A 20,154-nucleotide genomic window follows, 5' to 3' on the forward strand; every position below is an offset into this window, starting at 1 on the left:
TTGCCATACCTGTTCCAAAGTTCCATTGACTTGTCTTTGCGGACTTCTTCATCCACTTCACTGAAAATATCAGACACAAAATGCTCCAGTATCTCTAAAATTTGACGGATAAAATAAACCGCCTGCAGTCGGAAGGCAATTGTTGTTACACAAATTTAGCTCTTTTCATATCGCTCCGTGATAATACATAGAAATGAATGTCAGGGAATAAAGATCATGGACGAATTTAGTGTATTGCAGCTTATTGGCCTGTTTATGGCATTTTTTTTAGTTTTGCCCGGTTTCGTGTATCATGTGCGCCGAACAGGCACGAACGGATTACTGAAAAATGTGGCTCTTTGGCTCGGAATTGCTGTTGTTATTGCCCTTCTCTATCAATATTTCGGCCCGTCCGTTTCTTAAACAGGCCAACTGAAAGAGCATCCTCTTAGTTAGTTATTATGAAATGAGAGCAATGCCCAGATACCCACAAATGGAGCACGCTATTTCCAATATATAAGGATGGTTCAGTCCATCCCATCCAACATCAAAGGCACTGTTTATCAAATGGGGACACTGATTCTTGAAAAAGTCAGGAAGATGGGAGGGTCAAAAAGAGACAGTCAGCGGGCGCAATAAATTTCGTCCAGAGAGATTTCTCGGGGCGTGCAAAAGATTTTCATAAAGTCCTAGCCTCAGTAAAGCACCAGAACTATTTTCAATCCTCGCGGTGTCAATGCTCATAATCCGGATGGGAAATCTCTATTTCAAGCACGGCGCCATAAAAAAGCGTCCTAAAAGTTCATCCATATATCCGGTCGGCGCCCAAAAATTCAGACGTCCTTGACATCGTTATCTATTGACTGCTGCCAGTCGCTCGTTTCTGTGTTTCTGTTTCCTTAAGGCAGGTTGCCCTTCGGAAATAGCAGCAAATCAACAAAAAGAAGTATGGCACACTTAATCTGTAAATTCAAGTTTTCTAATATCAAAAATTGGCCCCAATTTCGACCGACAAAAAACGTATTTTATCTTTACCTAAAATTCATGGATTAACGCTAAAGTCCTTTTATGTTCAGATTTACGCTGGGAGTAAACAGTATGGCCAGCACATACCTAGAGACTGACAAACGAGCAATCGCACAAAATCTAATTGATACATGCGGATTACACCGTGCCCTTCATGCCGCCCGCCAATTTGGTTGGCACGATATCGCATCAGAGATTGCTTATAAAATCGACCGCCAATCGGCAATCGAAACAACTCACTGAGCCTTTTTGGTAAACGCCCATGAGGGTTGCAAAACCGGTCCTGGTTTTTCCAAGACAGGCTTTGCAATACGTGTCCTCCGGCTTATTCTAAAGCCAGTTTGACGGCGACTATTATCTAAGTGATTTTACCACCAATGTCGCGACTTCGGCAGAAGATGCCGGATTTTGTCCGGTAATCAGGTTTCCGTCCTGAACAGCAAAGGGCGCCCAATCATCTGACTTGTGGAAATCGCCTCCGCGGTCTTTGAGCGTATCTTCCAGCAATTGCGGCACGACATCCGTCAGACCGACAGCGGCCTCTTCAGAATTTGTAAAACCCGTAACTTTACGATCTTTTACAATATAGTCCCCACCTGTTTCTTTCGCATTCACAAGCGCGATGGGCGCATGACAAACGGCTGAAACGATTTTGTCCGCGGCCCAAAATTCCTCGATTAACCGGATGGAATTTACATCTGAAACCAGATCAAACATTGGACCATGACCGCCAGGATAAAAGACGGCGTCAAAATCAGCTGCTGTTACCTCTGATATTTTCTTTGTCGTCGCCAGGGCGTCGGTGGCTTCCTTATCTCCCTGAAAGCGGCGGGTATCATCCGTTTGCGACGCCGGATCATCACTTTTTGGATCAAGCGGTGGCTGCCCACCATCGGGCGATGCCAGTGTCAGCTCAAATCCAGCATCCCTAAACACGTAATAAGGGGCCGCTAGTTCTTCCAACCAAAATCCCGTCTTCTCCCCGGTATCACCGAGACGGTCATGGGACGTCAAAACAACAAGAATTTTCTTTGACATATTTTTATCAACTCCGATCAATTACATGCAAGTACGCTTACTGCTATCTATTATTGTTGCTGATGGTTTACTATAGGCGCATACTGAAAAACATTATTTCCATATAGAAACAATAGGCTCCTATGTTACAGATTGATGGAATTCAGGAATTTGCGATGGTGGCTGAAACCGAAAGCTTCACCAAAGCAGCTCAGCGCCTCTCTGTGTCAACATCCCATGTTTCCAAGCAAATCAGCGCATTGGAAGATCGTCTGGGGGTAAAACTCTTCAGTCGGTCGACCCGTGTCGTTCGATTGACTGAAGTCGGTACAGCGTATTACCGAAAGATTTCTGATGTTTTGGACGGGTTGGAAGAAGCCAATCATAGCGCTTCGGCCAGCAACACTGAATTGGTAGGCAGAATAAAGGTTGCCGCAGCTGGACCCTTTTCAGAAGAGAAAATATCCCCCCTTCTCGTCGCATTTGCCAAAGAAAATCCAGGCGTTTTTATCGAAATGATTTTTGATACGCAATTTGTCAATTTGGTGGATAATGGATTTGATTTTGCCATTCGCTATGGCACATTACCGGACAATGGAATGATTGCCAGAAAGCTCTCGGGCCGAGAAATGGCGTGCGCGGCCACCCCCGACTTTCTGTCGCAATATGGCCAGCCAAACCATCCCAATGCGTTGAAGAACTATCCATGCCTTCTTATAAACAGTGATCTTTGGCACTTCATGGATCGGCAATCTGGGGACCCAATAGATGTCCGGGTTTCCGGAACCTGGAAGGCAAACAGCATGGTGGCCACAAAAGCCGCTGCTATCAATAGTTTGGGGATCATTTACACGCCAAAAACCAATATAGAAAAGGAACTCGCATCCGGAGCATTGATCCCTATTCTTGAAGGTTACGAAGATAGAAGCCGATCCCAGTGGATCGTCTATCCTGAACGCCGGCATATGCCCCTGCGTGTCCGAAAAGCAATTGACTATATCGCCAGTGCTTTCTCCGACACAGCCACGATCCCGTAATGGCGTCGTTCTGACGATCCCTGAATAAAACGATTAAAAAACCAACTTCTACGATGACTAATAGGAACTGCACTTCAAGTGCCGGATAGAAGCTGACTGATGAAGCGTCCGGGGAGCAAGGCGAAAAAGCCCGCGACCAAGGCTCCTGCATATGTGCCGATCATAAAGCCTTTATGAACGCGAATACGCCCGGTTCTAGCGGCCCAAAGGCCGATCACCAGACAAAGAAGGGTCCAAACGGATAATAAATGTATCCAGCTATAAGATCCTGGGCTTAGTTCGCGGATTTCAAAAGAAATCATCGCTGCGATACCCATGAACAAAATCCAGATGCGACCGATAAGACGGTGGCGTCCGGTTCCTTTCTCGCTGAACAGATTAAAGCCGCCCAAAAGGACGGCCCCAAGCATTAACACCAAATGTAGCCAGATTATTCCCACTCAATCGTCCCAACGCTATCCGTTATCAATATTAAACAACAAAAATTATACTCTGAAGATTTTAGTAAGCGCACCGCATTTTCTACAAATCTTGTTCCTAATGAAAATCAACAATAACAAAGGGTTAAGTATAATTATCTTACATAGTCTGCAACGACCAACTAAAAATTTTAACGAACCACCAATTCTTCATATACGTCAGCGTTAAAGATGTATGATTTCCGAATCTATACTTCCATTAACACAGCGAGGGTCTGCTTAGTTTAATGTATAATATAAAATCACCAAAGCGATGCATCTGATAATGCTTTAACGCAACTAAATTTGTAGATATCCTTCTTAATATCTTTTGAATTTAGCATCATTGCTTGCCATCCAAATTCGTATTCAAGTGGATAAGGCGGTATGAATTGTTTTGCTAATTCAACGTTAAAGCCGTACCGCCCATAATAATTGGGATCGCCATACACAAGCAATACGTCTACGCCTAAGTCACTTAATTTCTCTTTCGACTTATCGATTAGCTTTGTTGCAATTCCTTTTTTCTGATGAACAATGTGAACGGCGAGTGGGGCTAAAATGTAGGCACTCATTTGTGGATTGTCTTCAAAGTATATTGGACTGAATGCCACAGCACCAACCAACTTATCGCCTTCTTCATATCCCAAACATAAAGAGGGCGGCTGCGCTTTTGTGCAAATAATTTTTGTGATTACATCATATGTTAAAGGGGCTTCATCTTCAGAAAATGAATTATAAAATACCTCTTTGAGACATCCAAAATCGTTTAATGTTAGATCCCTTATCATTGTCATTGCAGTCCCGGCTTACATATTTTGCAGCGTCGCATTTATGTCAGTCTGATTATAAAGCAACCGCCAAGTCAAAAGCTTTTGTTAATTACAAAATCCACTACTTAAATAGCGTTATCAGTATGGGCTTTGCCAATGGCGATGCAAAAGGAAAATCTGAGGTGTCTCCACCACGTGCAAGGCGCATGCCCTGTTGTGGTGTCCAATCTGCAATCTTCCAAGATTTCAGCAACCAAGTTCTGTTTTCAAACAAAAATGCGCGCGACAACCCACTGAAGGTCAGCAAACCCAGCAAGAATTAGCTATCTCAAACTATTCCCACTCAATCGTCCCCGGCGGTTTTGATGTTGTATCATAGACAACCCTGTTAATCCCTTGAACTTCATTGATAATTCGCGTCGATACACGCCCCAAAAAGTCGTGTTCAAAAGGATAATAGTCTGCTGTCATACCATCCGTAGAGGTGACAGCTCGCAGGGCACAAACATAATCATAGGTACGATTATCCCCCATAACCCCGACAGTCCGAACGGGAAGCAACACGGCAAATGCCTGCCATATTTCGTCATAGAGACCTGCATTTCGAATTTCTTCGAGGTAAATAACGTCTGCTTTGCGCAGGATGTCAAGCCTCTCGCGGCTTAAAGCCCCTGGCACTCGAATGGCGAGGCCTGGCCCCGGGAATGGATGGCGATCAACAAGTTCAGATGCCATACCCAATTCGCGACCCAGTGCCCGCACTTCATCTTTAAAGAGTTCACGAAACGGCTCCAGCAGTTTCATGTTCATGCGTTCGGGCAAGCCGCCCACATTATGATGCGACTTGATCGTTACGCTGGGTCCTCCAGAAAAAGACACGGATTCAATAACGTCTGGATATAGTGTGCCTTGGGCAAGGAATTCTGCGCCGCCGATTTTACTCGCCTCTTCATCAAAAACGTCAATAAAAATCCGTCCGATGATTTTGCGCTTGGTTTCCGGATCATCCTGCCCTTCCAGTTCGTTTAAAAACAGGTCGGATGCATCTCTGTGGATAAGCGGGATATTATATTTATCCCGGAACAGTGATACGACCTGTTCGGATTCGCCTGTCCGCATAAGGCCGTTATCCACATACACACATGTCAGTTGATCACCGATTGCTTCATGGATCAAGACCGCGGCAACGGAACTATCGACACCACCAGACAGGCCACAAATAACTTTTGCATCCCCCACCTGAAGGCGGATCGCTTCAATTGCCTGCTCTTTAAACGCAGCCATGGTCCAATCACCTGCAAGCCCGCAAATTTTGTGAACAAAATTTGAAAGCAATTTGTCACCCTTCAGGGTATGAACCACTTCAGGGTGGAACTGAACAGCATAAAAATTGCGCTTAACATCCGCAATCGCAGCAAAAGGGGCACCTTTTGACGTTGCGACAGTATCAAATCCTTCCGGGATTTGTGTCACCGTATCGCCATGGCTCATCCAAACCTGGTTGCTGGATCCAACGTCCCAAACGCCGTCAAACAGAGGGCATTCTTTTTTGACATCAAGCATCGCCCGGCCAAATTCACGATGGTCTGGCGCCTCAACGCGTCCACCCAGTTGCGCACACATGGTCTGCTGGCCATAACAGATACCCAAAACGGGAATTCCCATCTCGAAAACCCGCTCAGGCGCGCGAGGGGTTTCGTCTCCAATAACGGAGGCAGGCCCACCGGAGAGAATGATGCCACTTGGAGAAAAACTATCAAGTTTCTCTTCTGCAATGTTAAATGGAACAATCTCGCTATAAACCCCAGCCTCACGGACACGGCGCGCGATAAGCTGAGTGACCTGACTTCCAAAGTCGATGATCAAAATACTGTTTTTCATAGACGGTGTTTAGCCTCACTATTGAGAGAAGTCCAGCGGATTTAAGTGTTTTTCGACCACTTGAACGCAAAAGAATTTAGTACAACATTTTTGCACTTCTTCCAAAGTCTTTACTCTTTACCAAAGTGTCGATATGAAAATAATTAAAATGTAGAAATGTTCTTTTATTGATTTGCGCAATAGCGGTGAAAGTGGCCCAGAGTGGATTACCTGACGATTGATCTTTTTGAACTGTTTGTTGTCGGCATCGTCTTTATCAGCCTCTGTATTTTTACAGTGAAAGTGGATGCAAAGAACAAAAGCCTGAAACTGATACTGGGATCAGGTTTTTTACTTTGGATGGGCTTTCTGATCAGCTATCTGTCCAGCCCACCCATTAAACTGGACGGCATTTCGTTAATCGGTTTCGATTTATGTTATCTCGCCATGGTATTTTATGGTTTAGCGGTCTTTCCTCTGATCACCGGTCTAAAACACCGATACAACGAGATCAAAGACACAGAAACTGAAAGTATCAAGCGCCAGATTGCCGAACATGAACTCTCTCAAAACAACAAACTGATCGCACAAATTCTGGACGCATCCCAAAACGGATATTTACTTCTGGACAGGGATTATCAAATACAGTTTGCCAACAAAAGCCTTCAAGAACTTTTGAATATCCCGGAAGGCCTTTGCCGCCCGGGCACGCCATTTAAAAATGTCATCGCGCATTTGGCTGGCAAAAATGAATTTGAAAAACAGGACATTGAAACCCTGTTTAACGACTGGGTCGATTTTATCGCACAAAATGATCACATCCATTACCAGCGCAAGCGGCCCGACGGCACAATACTGGATATTGAAAACCGAAAAATACAGGAACTTGGATTACTATCCGTCTATGTGGATGTAACCAAACAATCCATTGCCGAATTAAAGCTGAAGAAAAGCGAAGAAAGATTTCGGGATTTCAGCATGTCAGCATCTGACTGGATGTGGGAAATCGATCAAGATTTTGTACTGACCTATCTGTCTAAACTTGGGCAGAAAACACTCGGTCGGAAGTTACGTCTGGTTCTGGGAAGGGACATGAGAGAGCTTCTTGATATGTTTGAAGATCAGGACAATTGGAACGCGCTAATCCTTCAACGATCGACGCCCGCCCCCTTTAAAGACTTTGAAACTGTCTACTGCCACCCCGACGGAACAAAACGCTATCTTGCTATTTCAGGGAAACCAATTTTTAACGCAAGTGGCGAGTTTGCGGGATACCGTGGTATCGGTCGCGACATCACTTCCAGGGTTCACGTTCAGGAACAACTCAGGCAATCCCAGAAAATGGAAGCCATTGGCCGCCTGACGGGAGGCATCGCCCATGACTTCAATAATCTGTTGGCAATCCTTCTCGGCAATGCCGAACGGTTACGCGAACTGACCAATATCAATGAAACTGAACAGCTTAGAATGCTGCAAAACATCGAAAAGGCGACATTGCGCGGAGCAGATTTAACCCAGCAACTGCTGTCTTTTTCAAGAAAACAACGTTTGAACCCACGGGCTACTGATGTGAAATCAGAGCTGTCTGGCTTCTTTTCTCTCCTCTCCCGAGGATCCGGAAAACAAATTGAAATTAAAGTCGAGCATCCAGAAGACCTATGGCTGGCCCATACAGATTTGGGCCAACTTGAAAATGCTCTCCTAAATCTGGTGAATAACGCGCGGGATGCCATGCCATCCGGCGGAGAAATTGTTATTTCAACGCGCAACCACATACAGGCTGAAAAATTCAGGAACCGAGAAAATGACTTTCCGGCCGGTGAATATGTTGCCATCAGCGTCACCGATACCGGTGCGGGAATACCGACAGAACATCAGGAGAAAATATTTGAACCCTTCTTCACCACCAAGGAGATCGGAAAAGGAACCGGACTGGGCCTGAGTATGGTTTTCGGATTTGTCAAACAATCCAATGGTCATATCAGTGTTCAAAGTGACAAAAAGAAAGGAACAGTATTTACTCTGTTCCTTCCAAAAGCGACTCAGGCCCGCGCTATTGCGGCCGAATAACCGTTAGCTTTTCTTTTCTTTGTAATCAGAAACAGCCCGTTTCAACATGGTATATTCGGGGCAACCGAAAGTGCAAATTTCATCCAGTCTGGACAAATGCTCTTCTGCTTTCTTCAAATTCCCTGTCATCAAATAAGCTTCGCCGATATATTCGTTGGCTCCGCGGTGATTTGGGTTAATGGACAGCGCCTTCTCGTAGTACCCGAACGCCTTATCAAAGGCTCCCATCTTCCGGCTTGCATAGCCCATATAATTGAACGCATCCGCATTCTTAGGGTTTTTCTCTACAACCATGGAAAAAGACTGGATTGCGCCCGTCCAATCCTGACTTTCAATTTGCTTTTTCCCAAGCGTGTATTCCGCGGGTTCAGTCGCTGTTACTTCAGTTGAATCAGAGCTTCCCCCCATCCCAAATACCACTTGAGACATTAGAAGTTGCGTCGCCGCGATCGTACATATCACTGTAAAAAAAGGACGTAATCTCATAGCACACCCCATCATGTTTATCGAAACGAGTATAAAAGACTTCTAAAATAGATGACTAGCTGATTATCAACAGTTGTGCGTCCAGTCACATGTTTACGCAGCGTCTTTTGGCATCTAAGACGCTGACCGTCGCTCCAGCACCGCAGCGAAGAAACCATCAGGACCGCCGTCAGTCGGACGAAAGGCCAGAAAATCTCCGGAATAGTCGCCGTTCAAACCACACTCTTTCCAAATATCAGCAACCGGCACACGCACAAAATCAGGATTTCGCTCCAAAAACGTGCTCACCTGGGCTTCGTTTTCAGACTGAAAAACAGAACATGTGGCATAAATCAACCGTCCCCCAACAGCCACGAGCCGCCTTGCCTGTGACAGGACATCCCGTTGCACACTTATCAAATCATCCAGTGCTTCCTGGCTAAAGGACCATTTTTGGTCCGGCTGCCGTCGCCAGGTTCCCGAACCACTGCAGGGCGCGTCGACAAACACCCGATCTGCTGACAAACCTAAGCGGTCGAAAATTTCCTCGTCCTTTTCGGATTGCTGCAGGCACGAGGCTTCGATAATATCGACTTGGGCGCGCCGCTTTCGAACCGCGATATCCTTCATTCTGCGTTCGCTGATATCAAAAGCAAAAATCTGCCCCTGATTGGTCATTTGTGCTGCAATCGCCAGCGATTTTCCGCCAGCCCCGGCACAATAATCAACAACGGTCTGCCCCGCCTTGGCATCTGTCAGTAGTGATGCAACCTGTGCGGCTTCATCCTGTATTTCAATCAAACCTTTTTCAAAAACGGCTGTTTGCTGAAGCCGAACATTTGTTGGGACTGTGAGAGCTACCGGGGAGAATTCTGTGCGTACCGCCTCAATATCGTCTGCCGCCAAAAGTTCGATAACCCGATCCACATCTGTTTGCAGGGTATTGACCCGCACTGTGAGAGGCGAACGCTCCTGAAACCGTAAAACAAGATCAGCAGCGCCCTCTCCATACTGATCCGTCAATAATTCCAATATCCATTCCGGCATATTACCAGCGGCCCAATCAGGCATCTGGTCAGCGTCTTTCGAACAGGCCGAAAGAAGGCCGTTTCTTTCTACCTCCGTAAGTGGTGCCTGAACATGTGGGCCATCCAGAAACTCTGCCTCGAAATCAGCAATATCCGCACCACTGAACAGAAGCTGCGCCAAGCAACATTGCAGGCGGCTGTCATTGCCCAAGCCAGACTGTCCCGACAACCAGCGGATTTCACCCTGACGCCGAAAATAACTGAAGATAAATTCAGTTACCCAGCGCCGGTCTTTAGATCCCGCATACCGACGGGTCCGAAAATAATTTCTAATTCGATGTTCCACCGGCCCGGGTTCAGCATGCCACTGATCCAGAATTTCGATGACGGCTGACAGCCGGGCAGATGATTTCATACTATTTGTTCCTAACCTTGACGGTAATTCGGAGCTTCACGTGTAATCGCCACATCATGAACGTGGCTTTCTTTTAGGCCGGCATTTGTAATTCTTACAAAACTGGCATTCTTCTGGAGTATGTCAATGGTTTCACTTCCCGTATAACCCATTGCCGCTTTCAAGCCGCCAACCAGTTGATGGACCACGGCGTTGGCGGGGCCGCGATGTGGTACCCGTCCTTCAATGCCTTCTGGAACCAGTTTCAAATTATCGGAAACCTCTTCCTGGAAATAGCGATCAGCAGACCCGCGGGCCATTGCCCCCAAGGATCCCATGCCCCGATAGGATTTGAACGAACGACCCTGGAACAGGAACACCTCTCCCGGGCTTTCATCCGTGCCGGCCAGCAAGGAGCCAATCATCGCACAATTTGCGCCCCCTGCGAGGGCCTTTGCCAAATCGCCTGACGTCTTGATACCGCCATCTGCAATGATGGGAATGTTATTCTTCCGGGCGACTTCCGCAGCGTCCATAATAGCTGTTAATTGAGGCGTTCCTACGCCTGCTACGATACGGGTCGTGCATATCGAACCAGGTCCGATACCAACCTTCACGGCGTCAACACCAGCCCCGATCAGAGCTTCTGTACCGCTGGCCGTCGCAACATTACCACCAATGACCTGAACCGTTTTGTTCAGTGCCTTGACTTTGGTAACGGCCTCCAGAACACGAGAGGAATGCCCGTGCGCGGTATCAACAATAAGAACGTCAACTTCAGCAGAGATCAATTCCTGCGCGCGTTCCAATCCGTCGTCCCCGATACCGACAGCAGCAGCAACCCGTAACCGGCCTTTATCGTCTTTACTGGCATCTGGATAAAGCGTGGAACGTTCGATATCCTTTACTGTGATCAACCCGATACAGCGATAGCTGTTATCGACAACCAACAGTTTTTCAATACGGCTTTTATGCAGAAGGGCTTTGGCTTCCTCGTGAGACGCCCCTTCTTTTACCGTGATCAGGTTATCCCGCGTCATCAATTCATACACGGCCTGACTGGTATCGTTCGCAAAACGAACGTCCCGGTTGGTCAGGATACCGACCAGTTTTCCGTTTTTGCGTTCGGTTACCGGAATACCGGAAATTTTGTTGATCTGCATCAGATGCAAGGCTTCAGAAAGCGGCGCATCGGGTGAAATCGTAACAGGGTTCACAACCATGCCTGCTTCGAATTTCTTAACGCGCCTGACTTCGTTGGCTTGTTCTTCGATTGACAGGTTTTTATGGATAACCCCTATTCCGCCCAACTGAGCCATGGCAATGGCCATCGCAGACTCAGTGACCGTATCCATCGCGCTGGATATCAACGGAATGCCCAGCTCAATCGAGTTGGTAAGACGGGAGGTTGTATTAACTTGGGCAGGGAGGATGTCTGAAGCTGCAGGTTGCAGCAACACATCATCAAATGTATATGCTTCTCGGATTTTCATGGCAACTCCTTCGGAATTGCAGCGCAATCATAACGGCAGTTTTTTAAATTCCTAGTCTAAAAAAATGGGAGCCGCATTTTTTTTGCAGCCCCCTAAAACAAGAGGAAAACGCGAAACAATCACGATCCATACAGGTCGTGCCGCGTAATTAAATAAGGTGTGCCATAATATAGTTATGACTTTTCACCTCGGAAGCCGGTAGCAACCACATAGGCTTCTGCCGAATCCGGTCTGCTGGCATCGGGTTTGGCATGACGCACAGTTGAGAAATTTCGCTTCAATTGTTCCAGCAAAGCGTTTTCCGTTCCGCCTTTTAAAACCTTCGCAACGAAGATCCCGCCGGGGGCGAGAACGTCTTCTGCAAATGCAAGGGCCAGCTCAACCATATACACGATGCGCAGATGATCCGTTTGACGGTGGCCCGTTGTCGGCGCCGCCATGTCAGAGATCACCGCATTTACCGGCCCGCCCAGGGCGTTCTTCACCTTAACATCAGCGTCGTCTTCCGTGAAATCGAGCTGCATAACCTGCGCGCCCTGAATGGGTTCCATCTCAAGGATATCAACAGCCAACACCTGACCTTTTCCTTTATCCGAGCCAACCCGGTCGATCGCGATTTGCGTCCAGCCGCCGGGCGCAGCACCAAGATCGACGACGGTGTCTCCTGACTTCAACAATTTATACCGATCATCGAGCTGCATAAATTTAAACGCTGCACGAGACCGCAAGCCCCGGGTACGGGCTTCGATCACATAAGGATCGTTAAGTTGCCGCTCCAACCAGAGTTTGGACGAATATTTTCGGCCGCGTGCGGACTTTACCTTTGTGTGAAGCAAACGCCCGGTCGTTTCGGTACTACCCGGCCCCTTCTTCTTTTTTCCGCCTGATCCACTCATGTCTCTACCTTACTCAAATTCGTCTTGTGTGCTGCTTTGTCGGCGGCGTCCTGCTCCCGATCGGCTTCTTTCATCAAACCAACCAAAAGGCCTTCTCTAACACCCCGGTCCGCAACCCGTAATTTTCGGATGGGCCACTGGTTATGCATCGCTTGTACAATCGCACAGCCCGACACCACCAGATCGGCCCGCTCTTCACCGATGCAAGGCTCCTGCACCCTGTCATCATAATTGCTATTTGCCAGCCGTTCGCATATTTCAATCATCTTGGACGTATGCAGCCAAGCACCATCCACCCGACGGCGATTATACCGCTTCAGACCAAAATGCACTCCGGCAAGGGTTGTGACCGTCCCGGAGGTTCCCAGCATCTGGACTTGCCCCTGACGAATAAAGTCTGCAATCCCATGCTGTTCTTCAAACCGAACAATATGTTCTGTCACATCCGCGATCATATTCTGATAGGCGTCCCCTGACAGGGTGACCCCACCATGCCGTTCCGTCAGCGAAACCACGCCATAGGGAATAGAGGTCCAGCCAAGGACTTCTGTTCTCTGCCGGTTCCGAAGACGCAGCCAAACCAGTTCCGTACTACCGCCGCCAATATCAAAAACCAACGCATTTTTATTGCGGTGATCCAATAGAGGCGAACAGCCGTCAACAGCAAGCCCCGCCTCTTCCTCGGTGGTGATAATGTCGAGCTCTATACCAACTTCAGTTTTTACGCGGTCGAGAAATTCGGTACTGTTTTCTGCCTGCCGGCATACTTCCGTCGCAACACATCGCATACGGGAAACGCCTTGTCGCTGCATTTTGTCAGCGCAGATCCGCAAGGCTTCAACAGTTCTATCCATAGCGCCTGACGACAATAGACCGGTCCGGCTAACGCCTTCCCCCAGCCTTACGATCCTTGAAAAACTGTCAACGACACGAAAACTTCCCGCCTCTGGCTTTGCCACCAGTAACCGGCAATTATTGGTCCCAAGATCCACGGCCCCATATGTATGGGACCATCTGCCTTTTGATTTTGCTGCTTGGAATCTTGGTTTCTTCCGGAATCTCCTACGGTTATCGCGCCCACTCCTTGGACTATCGTTCACTGTCACTCAAATTTGCCCTCCACGAGCATGATTTCCGGGCCTACTGGCCAATTTTCCGTAGAGTAACAGTTTCCAATCAAATTTTCAGAAATATTTTATTTCAAAAACTTTTTCATAGTTTGTTGACAAGGTTTGCCCGACTTGGTATCAGACCGGCCTACCGACGCCAGTCGAACAACATTTCTGGTGGGGAATCGTCTAATGGTAGGACAACGGACTCTGACTCCGTCAATCCTGGTTCGAGTCCAGGTTCCCCAGCCATTCTCTTCTATATCAATCGATGTCCTTTAGCCGCTCCTGTGTTACAGGTGCCCATCGGTTTGTTCCCAATTGGGTACAAAAAAACGGCCCAACGGGCCGTTAATGGTGGAGAAATGATTATACGGTCAGGCGTTTTTTGATCGTTCGCCCAGCTCTTCAATGAAACCTGTGATTTCGCCAAGTTCTTTTGACAGAGAATGTAAATCGCTGGCCTTATCCTTGAAAGGCATTGTGTTTTTTTCGGCAACCGTTTCCGTCAGCATTTCAAGTGCGGCCAAATTAGCCATATTTGCACGATCTGCGACAGTTTTTCTGTCAAGTTTAGCGGGCTTGGAAATATCCGCTTTCAAGCCATCGACAAGAGATCTTAGTTCAGCCTGCTGCATTGCTTTTTTCCTTTTTGGCGGCTTTCGCCGCGCAACCGAACCCAAAACCGGGCATATTAGGAAAAATATCGCTTTATTCTAAACAAACTCTTAACAAGCTTGCAAAGTATTTCTGCAATTCGTTGCTTTTTACGCAAATGCAAACTTGTTTTTAACTATTTTAGTCAAAATTCTCCTGACGTTCTTTGATCGATATTGCTGTCGGTCCTTTTTAACTTTACGAGGGGAAAGTTAATGTCACTAGAAAAAACAGACAACCGAAGAGAACATCGGCGTGTTTTGATCTCTAACGCTGCGACGGTGGAAACGGGAGAAAATCAATTTCCGGGTCGTATTCTGAATATCTCTGCTGGGGGAGCCGGTATTCGGATGGATGTAAGCTTGATGGATAATACCCGCATTACCGTGAATATTGAGAATCTGGGTATTGTTCCGGCAAAAGTCGTGCGGCAAATGAAGGACGGCGTCGGCGTAAAGTTTGAGTTGTCTGAAGAAAAAGAAAAAAGGTTTATCGAGCAGATCACACAAATTGTCGCCAAAAAGCGTCAGGAAAATGAATCTGAAACGGCGTAGTGCACTCCACTCTGTTTCACAAAGCCGGAAATTCGTGTGACAGCTTGTTTATTAAACTGTAGGTTTTTGAAAAACGAATACCTTCAAAAGCGTACAGGGACAAACCGTGAGCACGTTTACTTCATCTAAAGACAACCTTTCTCTGGCGCACCAAAAAACCGTGAATGAACCATCATGGTTCTTATGGCTGTTTTTTCCGCCTGTTATGATTGCAATCAGCCTGATTACCCGGATTACACATCCCGATTTCTACTTTGCCTATGTCGAGGGGGAACTTGGTCTTGTAGAAAACGGAACCGTCCTTCTTTTATTTCCAGCCTTTCTGTTTGGCGTTGTCTCCTTGGTGAAAGCCAAGTCTCTCCACAACCCGCTCCTAACCGGCTGGATCCTCTTGAATACGTTGGGCTGCTTTTATTTTATGGGGGAAGAAGCAAGCTGGGGCCAGCATTGGTTTGGCTGGGCCGCCGATGGTATTTTTGCGGATCATCCCCGCGGAGAGACCAACATCCACAACACGAACCACTGGTTTGATCAAAAGCCAAAAATTCTGGTTGAAGCCTGGACGATTATAGGCGGAATAATCATTCCATTGACAGTCCTGTATAAAGGGCGAAAACGGACCATTCAGGACAGAACCATCTGGTACTGGATCTGGCCGACCTATATATGTTTACCAACCGCCGTTATTGGCCTGCTCATCAAAAATACAGAGCGTCTCAGGCAGGCATTTGATTTGACCCTGCCTGCCCCATTTGACATTCGGTTTAGCGAGCCTCAAGAGTATTATTTCGGGCTTTTCTTCTTTTTGTATATGTATTCGCTGTTCAAACGGATCGGACGCGAAACACCGTCGTAAAAAGACTATCCCCCTTGACGTCCGGCAAATAGAATCTGTCTGGCTTCCTTGAAAAAATCCTCAGCAAGATCGAGTTCTGCCTTGATCTCTGCGAGGCTTTTGCCTTTGTCTTCATCGGATAACCCGCCGCCGTCTTTAAATTCCTGCAGGCTCTCAACACCGATATTTGCGGCCAGGTAAAATCCCTTTTTCAAATAGGCCGCTTTTCGGTCTTCAATCCACTCCTGAAGAGAGTCTACTTGATTTTGTGTAATTTCCATTTGTAGCTCCTAAAAAATACAGTGATAAAGGTTTTTACCCCCTGATAGGAAACGAACTATTAACTTTGCTTCCTTAATACTAAAATTGTAGAGAAATGTTTCCTATTCAGTTTAGGAATATGTCTCTATTGTCCTAGAATTGGATAAAACTGTTAGAGGGTACAATGACGTCTTTGACGCCGAATGAAATTATGACAATGCTGGAACTGCATGCGAAGTGGCTTCGAAATTCGAAGGATGGAAAGCAGGCATCATTTAATCAGCAGGATTTTTCAGGGGCTAATTTCGAAAACGCCAAGTTACAGAAGTCAATTCTCTCTGGCTGTCGTCTCTCTCGAGCAATCTTGCGGGGCGCCAATCTCATTTCCGCCGATCTCTTCGCTGTTGATCTGACAAAAGCCGATCTGACGAATGCCCTTCTCATCCGTGCTGACTTAAGAGGCGCTGAACTGAAAGGCGCCAGACTAAATGGCGCCAATTTACAGGAAGCCGACTTTCGCGGTGGATCCATGATTTTGGCGGGTGGTCGTACTGTCACATTTGGGTCTTCGGACCTAAGCGATTCTGATATGGAAGACGTTATTGCCGAGAAAGCAAATCTGACCGGCGCAAACCTGGCGGGGGCCTCTTTGGCAAACGCAAATTTATCCTATTCACAACTCTCCGGAGCAAACTTGTCAAACTCGGTTCTGGAAAATGCAGGATTGATCGGTTCTGATATGTCTGGCTGCAATTTGGAAAATTCTAATCTGAATGGCGCCGACCTGACCAATGCCAACCTGGCCGGTGCTAATATTGACGGTGTAGATTTTTCCAATGCAACTCTAAAAGGGGTTAATCTGGAAGGTGTGGATCTTTCCAAGGCCAAATCCATTTCGGCAGGGCAAGAAGAAGAACAGGCCTCTGCCCCACTGCCTCCCAGCCTGCAAACCATATTGGAGAAACATTTTGTCTGGGTTGCATCAAATGGCAGTCAGGGAGAACGGGCGAACCTGATGAATATGGATTTGTCCAATATGGACCTGAGTGAATGCGCGCTGAGTGGTGCCAATATGAAAGGGGCAGATCTTCGGAAAGCGAACCTGAAAGGCTCGCAAATGGTCATGACGGATATGTCCAGCTGCAAACTGGAAGGTATCAATTTATCCCAAACCGTAATGGAAGGCGTCAATCTTTCCCGTTCGGACCTTACAAAAGCCAATCTGACAGGTGCCCTGATCACTGCAGTTGATCTCAAAGATCACAAAGGGGTCCCTCTGGGTAAAAAATGGCCCGCAAATCTGACAGCCGCTATTTTTAAAGGGGCGAACCTAAAGAACGCCGATTTAACAGAGGCAAACCTGATTGATGCCAATTTTATTGGGGCTGATCTTTCCGGGGCGATTTTAACGGGCGCTGATATAGAAGGCGCAAAATTCGACGCCAAGTAATGACATCTGGCATCTGTACATGCCAGATCCGGCCATCTTAGTGAATTTTGTTATCCCGCACGCCTTTGTCAACTTCGTACACATGCACAAAATATCCGGCCATCGGGTTTCGGTCCAAATATTCCCGCAAATAGTCTTTGCAGGCCTGACTGGCATTGCGGATAAAATACTGCCACAAAGGTTCCATCGGGCTGGTTTTCGTGTCCTTGTGCGGGATGCTGATCGAGCCCCCCCACTCCACATTAAACCCGTTCAGGTAATTTTCAGCATAATGCCGGAAAACAGAAGCCTCATCTATTCGGATACCGGCCTTATTTTCAAAACATAAACGCAAATCCATGAGTGTTTCCATTTCTCTTGTAACAGAAGTTACGTGACGATTTTTATAAACTTCTTTATGACGCTACCTTAATGGTGTGCCGGGGTAAATACATATACACTTCTGTGCCTTCCCCGACCGTACTCTCTAACCATATGGCCCCGCCCGACTTTTTTGCAAACCCATAGACCATACTCAGGCCAAGACCGGTTCCTTTACCTGTCTCCTTAGTCGAAAAGAACGGGGTTAGGACCTTTTCTTTGTCTTCCTCTTTAATGCCGCAGCCATTATCTTTAACCGCTAACAAAACATAATGGCCCGCCGGGAGTCCCAGAGACATTTGTCCTTCAGAAAGCGAAACATTTTCAAGCGACAGGGTTAGCCGGCCCTGTTCCTTCTCCTGCATGGCATCACGGGCATTGATACACAGATTAAGCAAGGCATTTACAAACTGGTCCCTGTCCGCATAACTCTGCCACAGATCTGAATCCGACGTGTACCGTAGCTCGATGGAGCTGCCCAGACTGGTCTTCAAGATGTCCAGCATCTGTTCAATTTCTGATCCCAGATCAAGAATAGTGGGGCGCAACGTGTCTTTTCTGGCAAAAACCAGTAATTGCTTGATAATCTTGGAACCGCGCTGCGCGGCATAGACAATATTTTCGAGTTTTTCGCTTCGAAAATCTTTTTCATGCTCCAGCTGTTCCGCCAGCAATTCAGCATTCCCCATGATAATCCCAAGAAGGTTATTAAAATCGTGGGCGACACCGCCTGTCAGATGGCCCACAACCTCCATCTTCTGGGACTGCTGCAACTGCGCCTCCAATTCGGTGCTGACCGTTATATCTTGCCCGACACCCCGATAACCCAGAAAGCGCCCATCGTCGGAATAATATGGCTTACCAGAGATCTGCCAGCGCCGGCGTTGTCCATCTTGCCGAATAAAAGTGTAGGCAAAGTCCTTAAAGGGCCGCCTGTTCGCCAGATCTTCCAGATGCCCCCGCCAGAAATCCATATCTTCAGATTGAGTAACAAGCTGCTGACGCGTCATGCCCATCATTTCACTGATATCCATTCCGGCGTATTCGCAAGCTGTTTCCGAAATATACGAGAAACGTAGATCTGAATCTGTTTCCCAATACCAATCAGAAGCAGCTTCGGTAAACCCCTTGAACCGTTCCTGACTTTCGCGCAATTTCTGCTGCGCCAATACTTCGTGCGTCACATCCTTCTGGATCGCAATATAGTTTGATACAGCCCCTTTTTTATCAACAACGGGGGTGATGGTTTCCTGACACCAAAACAGCTCACCGTTCTTCCGGCGATTATAAACGTTTCCCTGCCAGCTTTCACCGGTTTGGATCGTCCGCCAAAGATCTTCATAGGTCCCCGTTTCAGTCTTCCCGGAATTTAAAATACTCGGGGTCTTCCCAATTGTTTCAGACCAGCTATAGCCAGTAATTTCCGTAAACCCCGGGTTGATATATTTGATCACGCCCTCCTTATCCGTAATCATCACACCGTTCGGCGTTTTGTTCACGGCCATCATCAGGACTTTTAATTGATTTCCGGCACGGCGGTTCGGTCGATCGTCTTCGGTGATATGGCCTGATCCCCTAAACCCGATGGTCTGGCCCGCCTTGTTAACAACGGGAATTGCTTTCAACTCAAGCAATAACAGGGAGTTCCCTTCAGTTTTAATTGTCAGCTCTTCAAGGGAAAAAGGCTTTTTCGCCATCAACAGAGTATCAAGCCGGCGCAGTTCGTCTTCGGCACTGGAATTTTCGAGAAAATAAAATTGGTTCAGGATGGTGATGAGATTTTGACCGACAAAATCTTTTTGCGGGGCATCCACAGCCTCCTCGAGGCGACCGTTAGAATAAACGAGCGCATTATTTTCGTCGATTTCCCACAACCAGTCAGAAACCAGTTCGGCAAAATCATTTAGCGCGCGCCCTTTTTTCAGTTTTACTGAATCCAAATCGTACCCATTTACTAAGCAAATTTAGCTGTAGAGTGCTGTTTATCCAAGTCTCAGCCTCCAGTCATCCACGGAAACCCTACAACAATCAAGATTAATTTTTAGTAAATTTTTGGAAATTCGTCACGTAATATCAGTGACTTAGACTAAATAGATAAAGCGGAATATGCCATAAATCATAGCGATGAAGGGTAAAACTAAGGCCTTAGTTTAGATATCACTATCCTGAAATGAAACAGCGACTTAGCTATTCGCGCGTTAAAAAAGGAAAAGAGCGACACCCGCGTCAAAAGGAGCATACCTTAGAAATGGCATCCCCTAGGGGAGTCGAACCCCTGTTTCCAGAATGAAAATCTGGCGTCCTAACCACTAGACGAAGGGGACACAGTGTGTCGCTGGAGGCAGGATTTAAAGGTCTTCTGCCGACATAGCAAGTAAAAAATTCGTTCTTTTTCATTTTTTTTTGCTTTTTCCCTCAAAGGGCGCAGAACA

General features: G+C 47.0%; 20 protein-coding genes and 2 tRNA genes. 8 read left to right on the plus strand and 14 right to left on the minus strand.

Annotated elements, in window-relative coordinates; all coding sequences use genetic code 11:
• The first annotated feature begins 216 nt into the window (after positions 1 to 216).
• Complete coding sequence (locus tag ACJAYR_RS10460; protein ID WP_415236557.1) at positions 217 to 402, plus strand: hypothetical protein; 186 nt, start codon at positions 217 to 219, stop codon at positions 400 to 402.
• A 675-nt stretch (positions 403 to 1,077) separates the two neighbouring features.
• The gene (locus ACJAYR_RS10465; protein WP_169544928.1) at positions 1,078 to 1,248 is read left to right on the plus strand and encodes a hypothetical protein; all 171 of its coding nucleotides are present in this window, start codon (positions 1,078 to 1,080) and stop codon (positions 1,246 to 1,248) included.
• A 111-nt stretch (positions 1,249 to 1,359) separates the two neighbouring features.
• Here ACJAYR_RS10465 and ACJAYR_RS10470 read toward each other — a convergent pair whose 3' ends face one another.
• Positions 1,360 to 2,043, minus strand: coding sequence for a type 1 glutamine amidotransferase domain-containing protein (locus tag ACJAYR_RS10470; protein WP_415236558.1), 684 nt, complete (start codon positions 2,041 to 2,043; stop codon positions 1,360 to 1,362).
• Positions 2,044 to 2,165: 122 nt separating this feature from the next.
• Between ACJAYR_RS10470 and ACJAYR_RS10475 the strand changes: the two genes are divergently transcribed.
• Positions 2,166 to 3,059 (plus strand): LysR family transcriptional regulator, encoded by an 894-nt coding sequence (locus ACJAYR_RS10475; protein ID WP_415236559.1) that lies wholly within the window; start codon positions 2,166 to 2,168, stop codon positions 3,057 to 3,059.
• Positions 3,060 to 3,133: 74 nt separating this feature from the next.
• Here the strand turns inward: ACJAYR_RS10475 and ACJAYR_RS10480 are convergent, their stop codons facing one another.
• The 3 genes from ACJAYR_RS10480 to guaA form a co-directional block, all read right to left on the minus strand.
• Positions 3,134 to 3,499: a DUF2306 domain-containing protein gene (locus tag ACJAYR_RS10480; protein ID WP_415236560.1), complete on the minus strand. Its 366-nt coding sequence runs from the start codon at positions 3,497 to 3,499 to the stop codon at positions 3,134 to 3,136.
• Between the two features lie 281 nt (positions 3,500 to 3,780).
• A complete protein-coding gene (locus ACJAYR_RS10485; protein WP_415236561.1) occupies positions 3,781 to 4,308 on the minus strand; it encodes a GNAT family N-acetyltransferase in 528 nt (175 codons plus the stop codon).
• Positions 4,309 to 4,623: 315 nt separating this feature from the next.
• Positions 4,624 to 6,171 carry a glutamine-hydrolyzing GMP synthase gene (gene guaA, locus ACJAYR_RS10490; RefSeq protein WP_415236562.1) on the minus strand — a complete coding sequence of 516 codons (1,548 nt, stop codon included), beginning with the start codon at positions 6,169 to 6,171 and terminating at the stop codon, positions 4,624 to 4,626.
• Positions 6,172 to 6,372: 201 nt separating this feature from the next.
• Here guaA and ACJAYR_RS10495 point away from each other — a divergent pair, with 201 nt between their 5' ends.
• Positions 6,373 to 8,220, plus strand: coding sequence for an ATP-binding protein (locus ACJAYR_RS10495; RefSeq protein ID WP_415236563.1), 1,848 nt, complete (start codon positions 6,373 to 6,375; stop codon positions 8,218 to 8,220).
• Positions 8,221 to 8,223: 3 nt separating this feature from the next.
• On the opposite strand, the gene ACJAYR_RS10500 is transcribed toward ACJAYR_RS10495, so the two are convergent.
• The 5 genes from ACJAYR_RS10500 to ACJAYR_RS10520 form a co-directional block, all read right to left on the minus strand.
• Entirely contained in the window at positions 8,224 to 8,649 is a 426-nt protein-coding gene (locus tag ACJAYR_RS10500) for a tetratricopeptide repeat protein (protein ID WP_415236564.1), read from the minus strand.
• A gap of 171 nt (positions 8,650 to 8,820) precedes the next feature.
• On the minus strand, positions 8,821 to 10,128 hold the full coding sequence (locus ACJAYR_RS10505) for an RsmB/NOP family class I SAM-dependent RNA methyltransferase (protein ID WP_415236565.1): 1,308 nt from the start codon (positions 10,126 to 10,128) through the stop codon (positions 8,821 to 8,823).
• An 11-nt stretch (positions 10,129 to 10,139) separates the two neighbouring features.
• The gene (guaB, locus tag ACJAYR_RS10510; protein WP_415236566.1) at positions 10,140 to 11,600 is read right to left on the minus strand and encodes an IMP dehydrogenase; all 1,461 of its coding nucleotides are present in this window, start codon (positions 11,598 to 11,600) and stop codon (positions 10,140 to 10,142) included.
• Between the two features lie 173 nt (positions 11,601 to 11,773).
• Complete coding sequence (locus ACJAYR_RS10515; RefSeq protein WP_169544919.1) at positions 11,774 to 12,496, minus strand: RlmE family RNA methyltransferase; 723 nt, start codon at positions 12,494 to 12,496, stop codon at positions 11,774 to 11,776.
• Positions 12,493 to 13,488: a Ppx/GppA phosphatase family protein gene (locus ACJAYR_RS10520; RefSeq protein WP_415236567.1), complete on the minus strand. Its 996-nt coding sequence runs from the start codon at positions 13,486 to 13,488 to the stop codon at positions 12,493 to 12,495. Before ACJAYR_RS10520 ends, ACJAYR_RS10515 begins: the two co-directional genes overlap by 4 nt.
• Positions 13,489 to 13,783: 295 nt before the next feature.
• On the opposite strand from ACJAYR_RS10520, the gene ACJAYR_RS10525 reads away from it, so the two are divergent.
• A tRNA-Gln gene (locus ACJAYR_RS10525) sits at positions 13,784 to 13,857 on the plus strand.
• A gap of 125 nt (positions 13,858 to 13,982) precedes the next feature.
• On the opposite strand, the gene ACJAYR_RS10530 is transcribed toward ACJAYR_RS10525, so the two are convergent.
• The gene (locus ACJAYR_RS10530; RefSeq protein WP_169544918.1) at positions 13,983 to 14,243 is read right to left on the minus strand and encodes a hypothetical protein; all 261 of its coding nucleotides are present in this window, start codon (positions 14,241 to 14,243) and stop codon (positions 13,983 to 13,985) included.
• A 234-nt stretch (positions 14,244 to 14,477) separates the two neighbouring features.
• Between ACJAYR_RS10530 and ACJAYR_RS10535 the strand changes: the two genes are divergently transcribed.
• Complete coding sequence (locus ACJAYR_RS10535) at positions 14,478 to 14,816, plus strand: PilZ domain-containing protein (RefSeq protein WP_415236568.1); 339 nt, start codon at positions 14,478 to 14,480, stop codon at positions 14,814 to 14,816.
• Positions 14,817 to 14,922: 106 nt separating this feature from the next.
• Positions 14,923 to 15,672 carry a hypothetical protein gene (locus tag ACJAYR_RS10540; protein WP_415236569.1) on the plus strand — a complete coding sequence of 250 codons (750 nt, stop codon included), beginning with the start codon at positions 14,923 to 14,925 and terminating at the stop codon, positions 15,670 to 15,672.
• 5 nt (positions 15,673 to 15,677) lie between these two features.
• On the opposite strand, the gene ACJAYR_RS10545 is transcribed toward ACJAYR_RS10540, so the two are convergent.
• Entirely contained in the window at positions 15,678 to 15,932 is a 255-nt protein-coding gene (locus tag ACJAYR_RS10545) for a hypothetical protein (protein WP_415236570.1), read from the minus strand.
• A 164-nt stretch (positions 15,933 to 16,096) separates the two neighbouring features.
• Between ACJAYR_RS10545 and ACJAYR_RS10550 the strand changes: the two genes are divergently transcribed.
• A complete protein-coding gene (locus ACJAYR_RS10550; RefSeq protein WP_415236571.1) occupies positions 16,097 to 17,362 on the plus strand; it encodes a pentapeptide repeat-containing protein in 1,266 nt (421 codons plus the stop codon).
• Between the two features lie 37 nt (positions 17,363 to 17,399).
• Here the strand turns inward: ACJAYR_RS10550 and ACJAYR_RS10555 are convergent, their stop codons facing one another.
• From ACJAYR_RS10555 to ACJAYR_RS10565, 3 genes are all read right to left on the minus strand, one after another.
• Positions 17,400 to 17,702: a hypothetical protein gene (locus ACJAYR_RS10555; protein WP_169544913.1), complete on the minus strand. Its 303-nt coding sequence runs from the start codon at positions 17,700 to 17,702 to the stop codon at positions 17,400 to 17,402.
• A gap of 55 nt (positions 17,703 to 17,757) precedes the next feature.
• The gene (locus ACJAYR_RS10560) at positions 17,758 to 19,662 is read right to left on the minus strand and encodes a PAS domain S-box protein (RefSeq protein ID WP_415236572.1); all 1,905 of its coding nucleotides are present in this window, start codon (positions 19,660 to 19,662) and stop codon (positions 17,758 to 17,760) included.
• A 309-nt stretch (positions 19,663 to 19,971) separates the two neighbouring features.
• Positions 19,972 to 20,046 (minus strand) — tRNA-Glu (locus ACJAYR_RS10565).
• Positions 20,047 to 20,154 lie beyond the last annotated feature (108 nt).

Origin of the sequence: Sneathiella sp. (assembly GCF_047631475.1) — a bacterium.
In the GTDB taxonomy this organism is placed as follows: Bacteria; Pseudomonadota; Alphaproteobacteria; order Sneathiellales; family Sneathiellaceae; genus Sneathiella.